Below are 8,624 nucleotides of genomic sequence, written 5' to 3'. Positions count from 1 at the left end.
GGAGCGGCGGCCCGGCGTCGGTCGACGCGGCCCGCATGGGCCCTTCGGCGGCGCGAGCTCGCGGACGGCGTGGATCGTCGTGCCGTAGTGGTCCGCGTTGATCGTGCGCCCGGCCTCGGCGGCGGCCGCGCGGATGGTGGCGATCCCGGCGGCGAGCTCGTCCGGCCCGACGAACGACGCCGGCCAGCCGTCGGCGATCCGGCCGATCCGGCGCAGCGCCGCGGGCGCGCGGCCGCCGAGCCAGAGCTCGAGCCTCGGCCGGTGCGGGGCGGGGGAGAGCACCGCGTCCTGCAGCGACCAGAAGCGCCCGGGTCGCGTCACGGGCTCGCCGCGCCAGAGCGCGGTGACGATCGCGACGGACTCCTCCAGGCGGGCGGTCCGCTCGTCGGCGGCGACGCCCATGGCCGCGAGCTCGCGCGGGTCGGCGATGCCGAGTCCCCCGGCCGGCAGGTCGGCGCCGTCGTCAGCGGTTCCCGGCGGGGACACGCTCCCACCCGGCGCGGATGTCGTCGAACTCCTGCCACGGCGCGGGGGGCGCGGGCGGGCCGACGGGCCCGGGCGGGGGCGTCGGCCGCGGCCGCCGCTGGCCGCCGCCGCCCTCGTCGTCGTCGCGCTGGGTCTCCAACGGCAGCGGCGGGGGCCGGTGGCGGTCGAGGGCCAGGTAGAGCGCGATCCCCAGCCCGAACAGCGCCATCACCGCCAGCGGCGTCTGGGCCGGGTGCGTGTCGAGGAGGACGCCGAAGGCCAGGAACAGCCCCACCACGGCGCCGACGACGAGGGCCCCGAGCACGACCACGCGCCCCACCGGCCGCGCCCGGCGCAGCGGCCCCTCCGGCCGTACGGAGCCGACCCCGTAGAGCACCACGCCGCCGGCCAGGATCGGCGCGAGCGGTTGCAGGAGGGCGAGCTGCATCAGTCGACCATAGCCGGGATCCGACTGTTCCCGGGCCGTTTCGGCGCGGATCGCCGGCGCCCGGGGCGATCGCACACGATGCGACCGGCGGTGGGGCCCCACACGTGTCCGGACGCCCCACACGCCGGTCCCGCGGTCGATGCTCCGCACCCGACGTCCGCGGGCTGCACGTCCTGGACGTCGGGTGCGGCGCCGGCGCCCACGCGCGAGAGCTGCTCGCCGAGCCGCAGCCGCAGCCGCTGCCCGAGGCCTGCGAGCGCTTCCCCGACGACCACCGCCTGCGCTCGACGCTGCCGCGGTTCCTCGTCGTCCGCGCCCGCGCGGTCTAGCCGAGGTGCAGCTCCTCCAGCCGGCTGCCGGCGAGGTGGAAGCGGAAGGCGCGGACGCGGAAGCCCGCGTCCAGGCGCGCGACGCGCTCGACCGCGTGGCGCAGGCTCGCCTCGACGCGGCGGTCGTCTCCCCCGTGGGCCACGCAGTCGGTGTGGCCGACGAGCCAGACCTCGCCGGTGCCGGCCGCGGCGTGGGAGATCTGGAGGGAGCGCAGGACGTCCTCGGTCGCCTCGGCCCCGGCGTTGCGCAGCACGTGCGCGTCGCCGAGCGTCAGGCCGAAGCCGGTCAGCGGGTCGACGCGCGCGTCCATGCACGTGACGACGGCGAGGGACCGACGCGGCTTGCGCGCCAGGGACGACGGCGACGCGGCCCCCTCGTCGCCCCAGGCCCTCCCGAACGGCGCCCACGAGCTGCTCATGCGCGCCACCCTACGCCACCCGCGCCCGGCCTCCGACGGCTCCTGGCGCCGTGGTCGGTCTTGGCGCGCACCCGAGCGGGGTAGCCTCGGGCCATGGCCGCCGAGGACGCTCCCGCCCCGAAGGATCCCTCCAACCAGGCGCTCGCGGAGCTGCTGGACGAGCTCGGCGACCGCTACGAGCTGGACGGTGCCGTCGTGCACCGGGTCCTCGCCTACCGCAACGGCGCCAAGGCGGTCCGCGACGCCCCGCGCTCGGTCGCCGGGATGACGCGCGCCGGCACGGTGACGGAGCTGCCGGGGATCGGCAAGACGCTCGAGGAGAAGTTCCGCGCGCTGCTGGACACCGGCGAGATCCCGGCCCTGACGAAGCTGCGCGCGAAGTTCCCCGACGGGCTGCTCGTCCTCACCCGCCTGCCGGGGCTCGGGCCCAAGCGCGCCCGCAAGCTCTTCGACGAGCTCGGCGTCGACGGTCCCGCGGCCCTGCGCGTCGCCATCGGCGAGCACCGCGTCGCGAGCCTGCCGGGCTTCGGCAAGAAGTCGGAGGAGAAGCTGCTCGCGCTCCTGGACGCCGCCGGCGACGACGTCGACAGCCCCAAGCGCGACCTGCTGTCGCACGCGCTGCCGCTGGCGGAGGCGCTCGTCGAGGAGCTCCGCGAGCGGGGCAGGGCCGCGGGGGTGCACCGCGTCGAGGTCGCCGGCTCGGCGCGTCGCCGCGCGGACTCGGTGCACGACCTCGACGTCATCGCCACCGCCGACGACGCCGCCGGCCTGATCGAGGTCTTCCGCACGTCCGAGCTCGTCGCCGAGGTCGGCTCGTCGGGGGACAACGGCGCGCACGGGCGGCTGCACTCCGGCCTGGCCGTCGACCTGCGCGTCGTCGCGCCGGACCAGTTCGGCAGCCTGCTGCAGCACTTCACCGGCAGCAAGTCGCACAACGTCGCCATCCGCGAGTCGGCCGTCAAGCGCGGGCTGCACGTGTCGGAGTACGGGATCCTCGACGACGCGACCGGCGAGACCGAGCGCTTCGCCACCGAGGAGGCCGTGTACGCACGGCTGGGCCTGCCGTGGATCCCGCCGGAGCTGCGCGAGGGCCGCGGCGAGCTCGCGCTGAGCGAGGTGCCGCCGCTGATCGAGGAGGGCGACCTGCGCGGCGACCTGCACATGCACACGACCCACTCCGACGGCCGCGCCACCGTGCGCGACATGGCCGTCGCCGCCCGCGACCTCGGCCTGGACTACATCTGCATCACCGACCACTCCGCGACGCACGGGTTCGGCGACGACGTCCAGGTCGACGAGCTGCGCGAGATCATCGCCGAGGTCCGCGCCGTCGACGAGGAGCTCGACGGCATCACGGTGCTGGCGGGGTCGGAGGTCAACATCGGCACCGACGGCGCGCTCGACTACCCCGACGACGTCCTCGCCGAGCTGGACTGGGTGATCGCGTCGGTCCACACGGCCTTCCAGAGCGACCCGACCCGGCGGATCGTCGCGGCCTGCGAGCATCCGCTCGTCGACGTCATCGCGCACCCGACCGGCCGGCTGATCGAGCGGCGCTCGCCGTACGACCTCGACGTCGACGCGATGATCGCCGCCGCGCACCGCACGGGCACGTTCCTGGAGATCAACGCGTCCCCGGCGCGCCGCGACCTGCACGACGTCCACGCCCGCGCAGCCCGCGACGCCGGCGTGCTGCTCACGATCGGGTCGGACGCGCACGGGCCCGACACGCTCCCCAACACGCGTTGGGGGATCGCGACCGCTCGCCGCGGCTGGCTCGCCGCCGCGGACGTCGCGAACACCCGGTCGTGGGCGGAGCTGCGGACGCTCCGCAAGGGCGGGCGCTGAGGGCGGCGCCGCGCGGGCCCGTGGGCCGGCGGCGCGGTGGTCCCCGTCCGCCGCGGGCGAGGTCGCGCGCGGCCCCGGGCGGACGGTGCGGCCCTCCCGGCCCCGGCCCTACGGCGTCAGGCTCTTGGAGGCGTCGCCGGCGAGGTCCGTGAGGTCCTGGACCTCGGAGTCCGGCGGGAGCTGCACGTCGACCTGGTGGCCGAAGTCGTAGAGCTCGTAGTCCTGCGTGATCGTCGCCTTCTTGCCCGGCGTCAGCTGCGTGCCGACGGTCTGCCGGATCCTGCGGACGCGGCCGTCGCCGTCGACCCAGACCTCCATCGGCGACGTCCTCGAGCCGCTGAGCTTGATCAGCTGCTCGACGCCGGCCTTCGCGGCGGCGCGGTCGGCGGGCTTCGCCAGCGACGGGTAGCGCGCGTAGTCGATCGTCGCGCGGTAGTGCGTCGTCGGCTCGCCGCGCACGTCCTCCTTGCCGACCGTCTCGATGTCGCCCGTCGCGGCCTTCAGGTACTGCAGCGCCTGCGTCGGGTCGCTGGAGCCCGCGCCCCCGGCGCCGAGCGAGCCGAGATCGATGCCGAGCGACTTCGACGCCTTCCCGAGGTCGATCCGGATCCAGCTCTTGCCCTGCGGCAGCTGGCTGGAGAACAGCGACGAGCGCATGTACGAGACGAAGCCCTTGAAGCGGACCTCCTGCTTGCCGGCGCCGGCCGGCAGCCCGGGGATCCCGGACATGTCGAGGACCATGCTGCCGGTCTGGGCCTTCGGGTCGACCTCGCCCGCGGCGGTGGAGGAGAAGCTGCCCTCGCCCCCGGCGTCGATCTGCTGCTTCAGCGCGATCCGCATCCCGCCGAGCTGCGTGGTGCGGTTCGACGCCTCGACGAGGTTCGCGGCGGTCGCGCCGGAGCCGATCCTGCCGGTCGTCGCCGTGTCCGCGGCGGTCGTGGCCGTGGTCGTGCGGGCCGCGTCGTCGTCGCCTCCACAGCCGGCGAGCAGCGGGGTGGCGGCGAGCGCGGCGATCACCGCGAGGGTTCGGGGGGTCATGGTCCTCGGAGGGGGTCGGGACGGTGGGTGTCGGTCGTGGCACCGTACCGGCCGTCCGGTGGGCGCGGGGCGACCGACACGTCCTCTGCGTCCTGCCCGTCCGCGGCCCGATGCTCACCCCGGGCCCGGGGCGGCCGGCCCGGCGACGGAGCGCGTCGGCGGGTCCGGGTGCGGGGCCGGCGGCCCCGCGGGGGTCGGGCGCTACGCGGCGGCCGGGGCGAAGCCCTCGGCCTCGCGCCAGGTGACCAGGCGCTTGCGGTCCTCGCACCAGAGCTTCAGGCGCATGGACCGGAGGCCCTCGCGGAGCGTCAGCACGGGGACGTTCTGGAAGATCTCGGAGCTGTCGTGCGCGGCCTGCAGGTGGTAGTTCGGCACCTTCGCGGACAGGTGGTGCACGTGATGCAGGCCGATGTTGCCGGAGAAGAACTGCAGGACCTTCGGGAGCTTCAGGTACGAGCTGCCCTGGAGCGCGGCGTCCGCGTAGTCCCAGGAGTCCGAGTTCTCCCAGTAGGCGTCCTCGTACTGGTGCTGGACGAAGAACAGCCAGATGCCGGCGCCGCCGGCGAGCAGGACCAGCGGGACCTGCACGGCGAGGTAGGCGACGGGGCCCATGACGACGCAGAGCGCGGCGACGCCGAGGATCAGCGCGACGTTCGTGAGCTTGACGCTGTTCTGGATCCGCTTGCGGTCGCTGGACTTCCAGATCCGCGGCTGGATGACGAGCGCGACGAACGGCCCGATCGTGAACATGACCCAGGGGCTGCGGGTCGCGCGGTACTCGAAGCGCTTCCAGCGCGAGGCGGCGTTCCACTCCGCGACCGTCATCGTCGGCACGTCGCCGTCGCCGCGGCGGTCGAGGTCACCCGCGGACGCGTGGTGCATCGCGTGGCTGTGGCGCCAGGCGGAGAAGGGCGTGTAGACCAGGAGCGCGGTGAAGACGCCGACGATCTGGTTGCCGCGCTTGGTCGGCATGAAGTTGCCGTGGGCGCAGTCGTGGAACACGATGTACGTCCGCAGGAGGAAGCCGGCGGTCGGGATCGCGACCAGCAGCGTCAGCAGGTACGACACGTCGAGCAGCAGGTACATCGCGACGAACCCGGCGATGTACGGCACCACCGACGTCAGCAGGTCGAGTCCGCTCTTGCGGACGTCGGGCCGGGCGTACGGCGCGAGCGTCGTCTTCCAGGAGTTCTTCCCGGACGCGGGCGCAGGGCCGTGGTCCGGGGCAGCGATGGTCGTGCTCATGTGCGGGCCGCCGGGATCGGGTTCGAGAACCCCGGTCGACGGGGAACACAGCAGCGGTGCCGACAGTGTGGCGTGCCGAACCCCTCCTTGTCGAGGGTCCCCTAAGAGACGGGGGTAAGCCCCACCCGCCCGTCGGGGGACCGACCCCCCGGCCGGGCGGCCCCGGGTGGCGCGCCGCCGCTCGCCCGCGTGCCAGGGGGGTCCGGCGTCTCCCCGCCCGCCTTCCGCCCGCGTGTCCCGGTCACAACCCGGGGCGCTCGCCCGTTGTACGGATGCGTGCAGTGGTGGGACGGGTCGGCAGGAGCGCGGGCAGCGGCCCGCCGTCGCCGGTGCCGGCGGGGCCCCGGAAGCGTCCGGCGCGCCCCGCCGGCCCCTCTCCACGGAGGATCCGACGTCCGTCCGCCCGGCGGTCCCGTGCGCACGGGGTCGCGGCCGGGCGCGACTCCCTACGGAAGCGTAGGATGGCGCGATGTCGTCACGGAACGTCGTCGCGGGACGCACCGCGGTCATCACCGGCGCGGGGTCGGGCATCGGCCGCGCCCTCGCCCAGCACCTCTCGGCCATGGGCTGCCCGGTCGCCGCGTGCGACTGGGAGGAGGACGGCCTCGAGGAGACGATCGCGTCGTTGCCCGGCCAGTCGCTCCACCGCAAGCTCGACGTCCGCGACCGCCAGGCGCAGCTGACCTGGGCGGCCGACGTCGCCGCGTGGGCGCCGTCGCCGATCGGGGTCGTCATCAACAACGCGGGCGTCACGGTCTCCAACTCGGTCACCGGCGGCTCGCCGGAGGACGACGAGTGGGTGATGGACGTCAACTTCTGGGGCGTCGTCAACGGCACCCGGGCGTTCCTGCCGATCCTGCAGCAGCAGGACTCCGGCGTGGTCGTGAACGTCTCGAGCCTCTTCGGGATCATCGCCTGGCCGACGCAGAGCGCCTACAACGCGTCGAAGTTCGCCGTCCGCGGCTTCACCGAGTCGCTGCGGATCGAGCTCGAGGGCACCGGCGTCTCGGCGATCACGGTGCACCCGGGCGGCGTCGCGACCCACATCGTCGACAACGCCCGGTTCCACGTCGACGACCAGGGCGGCACGGACCACACGAAGCTCCAGAGGGACTTCAACAAGGTCGCGCGCACGACGCCGAAGAAGGCCGCGCAGATCATCGTCACGGGCGTCGAGCGCGGCAAGGACCGGATCCTCGTCGGCCCCGACGCCGTGGCGATGGTGACGCTGAGCCGGATCCTGCCGAACAGCTACTTCGACGTGATCCGCAAGCTCATGCCGCTCGTGCGGCGCTGAGCCCCGGCGATGCGTCGTCGGTGACGCGGTCCCCGCCGAAGCCGCCGGCGGTGTCGACGTCATGCCGGGCCCCTCAGCCCGGCGGTGCCGTCACCGGGTCCGCGGGGCCGACCGGCGGCACGCCGTCCGCCGGCGGGATCGCGTCGTCGTGCTGGACGGTCTTCAACACGCGGTAGGTGACGATCGCCGCGATCGTGCCCAGGGCGATGCCGGCGAACGTGTAGTCGCCCCAGTGCAGCGTGTAGTCGCCGGCGCCGACGATGATCGCCACCGCCGCGGTGATGAGGTTGACCGGGTCGCGGAAGTCGACCCGGGCGTCGATCCAGACGCGGGCGCCGAGGACGGCGATGAGGCCGAAGAGCACGGTGACCGCGCCACCGAGCACCCCGGTCGGGATCGCCTGGATGATCGCGCCGAACTTCGGCAGGAGCCCCAGGGCGATCGCGGCGAGGCCCGCGAAGACGTACGCGAGCGTCGAGTAGACGCGCGTCAGGCCCATCACGCCGATGTTCTCGCCGTAGGTCGTCGTCGCGGACCCGCCGAAGAGCCCCGAGACGGTGGTGGCGAGGCCGTCGCCCATGAACGAGCGGCCGATGTCGCCGTCGAGGTCGCGGTCGGTCATCGCCCCGACGGTCTTCACGTGGCCGGCGTTCTCGGCCAGCAGCACGAGGACGACGGCGGGGACGATCAGCAGGATCGCCTTCCACTGGAACTCCGGCGTCGTGAAGTCGGGGAAGCCGAACCAGTCCGCCTTGTCGACTCCCGACCAGTCGACCTTGCCGAGGATCGCCGCGAAGACGTAGCCGATCACCACGCCGAGGAACACCGAGAGGCTCGAGACGAACCCGCGGACGGCGACGCCGATCAGGACGATCGCCACCAGGGTCACCAGCGCGATCCCGGCCTGCGCCTCGAACTGCTGCTTGGCCACGGGCGCGAGGTTCAGGCCGATGAGCGCGACGATCGCGCCCGTCACGACCGGCGGCAGCAGCCAGTCCAGCGGCGCGGTGCCGACGCGGTCCACCAGCAGCCCGATGAGGAAGACCACGACGCCCGCGACCACGATGCCGCCGAGCGCGACCCCGATCCCGCCGTCGGCCTTCGCGGCGATCACCGGGGCGATGAAGGCGAAGCTCGACCCCGTGTAGGACGGCACCCGGTTGCGGGTCGCCAGCACGAAGATCAGCGTGCCGATCCCCGAGAAGAAGATCGTGGTCGAGACGGGGAACCCCGTCAGCACCGGCACCAGCGCGGTGGACCCGAACATGGCGAGCACGTGCTGGAGCCCGAGCCCGAGCATCAACGGGGTGCGCAGGCGCTCGTCCGGGGCGACCACCTCGCCTGGTCGGACGGCGCCGCCGTCGCCGTGCAGCTTCCACGTCCTGCTGATGAACGACCCGGCCATGTGGACTCCTCGGGGTGGGGGATGGGAGAACGGGAGCGGAGGACCTGAGCGCCTACCTGATCGCCGGCGCGGTCAAGGCCACGCAGCCGCAGGGCGCCCGCGACACGGAGGCGCGGACGCCCCTGCAGGG

The 8,624-nt window shown here is 74.1% G+C and carries 9 protein-coding genes; 3 read left to right on the top strand and 6 right to left on the bottom strand.

The features are described from left to right. Together AB0L40_RS24665 and AB0L40_RS24660 are read right to left on the bottom strand one after the other, a co-directional pair. Nucleotides 1-486, bottom strand: a 486-nt coding sequence (locus tag AB0L40_RS24665; protein WP_364360929.1) for an LLM class flavin-dependent oxidoreductase, incomplete at its 3' end; no start/stop codon positions are given. Beyond that, nucleotides 464-913 carry a hypothetical protein gene (locus AB0L40_RS24660; RefSeq protein ID WP_364360927.1) on the bottom strand — a complete coding sequence of 150 codons (450 nt, stop codon included), beginning with the start codon at nt 911-913 and terminating at the stop codon, nt 464-466. The genes AB0L40_RS24665 and AB0L40_RS24660, both read right to left, overlap by 23 nt. A 104-nt stretch (nt 914-1,017) precedes the next feature. Here AB0L40_RS24660 and AB0L40_RS24655 point away from each other — a divergent pair, with 104 nt between their 5' ends. Beyond that, nucleotides 1,018-1,242 carry a hypothetical protein gene (locus AB0L40_RS24655; RefSeq protein ID WP_364360925.1) on the top strand — a complete coding sequence of 75 codons (225 nt, stop codon included), beginning with the start codon at nt 1,018-1,020 and terminating at the stop codon, nt 1,240-1,242. Here AB0L40_RS24655 and AB0L40_RS24650 read toward each other — a convergent pair. Next, nucleotides 1,239-1,661 (bottom strand): carbonic anhydrase, encoded by a 423-nt coding sequence (locus AB0L40_RS24650; RefSeq protein WP_364360923.1) that lies wholly within the window; start codon nt 1,659-1,661, stop codon nt 1,239-1,241. The two genes, AB0L40_RS24655 and AB0L40_RS24650, sit on opposite strands and share 4 nt — an antisense overlap. Nucleotides 1,662-1,754: 93 nt before the next feature. On the opposite strand from AB0L40_RS24650, the gene polX reads away from it, so the two are divergent. After that, entirely contained in the window at nt 1,755-3,509 is a 1,755-nt protein-coding gene (gene polX / locus AB0L40_RS24645) for a DNA polymerase/3'-5' exonuclease PolX (RefSeq protein ID WP_364360921.1), read from the top strand. A gap of 108 nt (nt 3,510-3,617) precedes the next feature. Here the strand turns inward: polX and AB0L40_RS24640 are convergent, their stop codons facing one another. Together AB0L40_RS24640 and AB0L40_RS24635 are read right to left on the bottom strand one after the other, a co-directional pair. Beyond that, nucleotides 3,618-4,547 (bottom strand): hypothetical protein, encoded by a 930-nt coding sequence (locus tag AB0L40_RS24640; protein WP_364360919.1) that lies wholly within the window; start codon nt 4,545-4,547, stop codon nt 3,618-3,620. Nucleotides 4,548-4,748: 201 nt separating this feature from the next. Further along, on the bottom strand, nt 4,749-5,792 hold the full coding sequence (locus tag AB0L40_RS24635) for a fatty acid desaturase (RefSeq protein ID WP_364360917.1): 1,044 nt from the start codon (nt 5,790-5,792) through the stop codon (nt 4,749-4,751). 469 nt (nt 5,793-6,261) lie between these two features. Here AB0L40_RS24635 and AB0L40_RS24630 point away from each other — a divergent pair, with 469 nt between their 5' ends. Next, nucleotides 6,262-7,089 carry an SDR family NAD(P)-dependent oxidoreductase gene (locus tag AB0L40_RS24630; RefSeq protein WP_364360915.1) on the top strand — a complete coding sequence of 276 codons (828 nt, stop codon included), beginning with the start codon at nt 6,262-6,264 and terminating at the stop codon, nt 7,087-7,089. 73 nt (nt 7,090-7,162) lie between these two features. On the opposite strand, the gene AB0L40_RS24625 is transcribed toward AB0L40_RS24630, so the two are convergent. Continuing rightward, a complete protein-coding gene (locus AB0L40_RS24625) occupies nt 7,163-8,494 on the bottom strand; it encodes a solute carrier family 23 protein (RefSeq protein ID WP_364360913.1) in 1,332 nt (443 codons plus the stop codon). Between the last annotated feature and the right edge of the window lie 130 nt (nt 8,495-8,624).

It is taken from the genome of Patulibacter sp. NPDC049589, from assembly GCF_040675535.1.
Lineage (GTDB): Bacteria > Actinomycetota > Thermoleophilia > Solirubrobacterales > Solirubrobacteraceae > Patulibacter.
The sequence above is the reverse complement of the archived record's forward strand: the minus strand, read 5'-3'. Positions and strand labels throughout refer to the sequence as shown.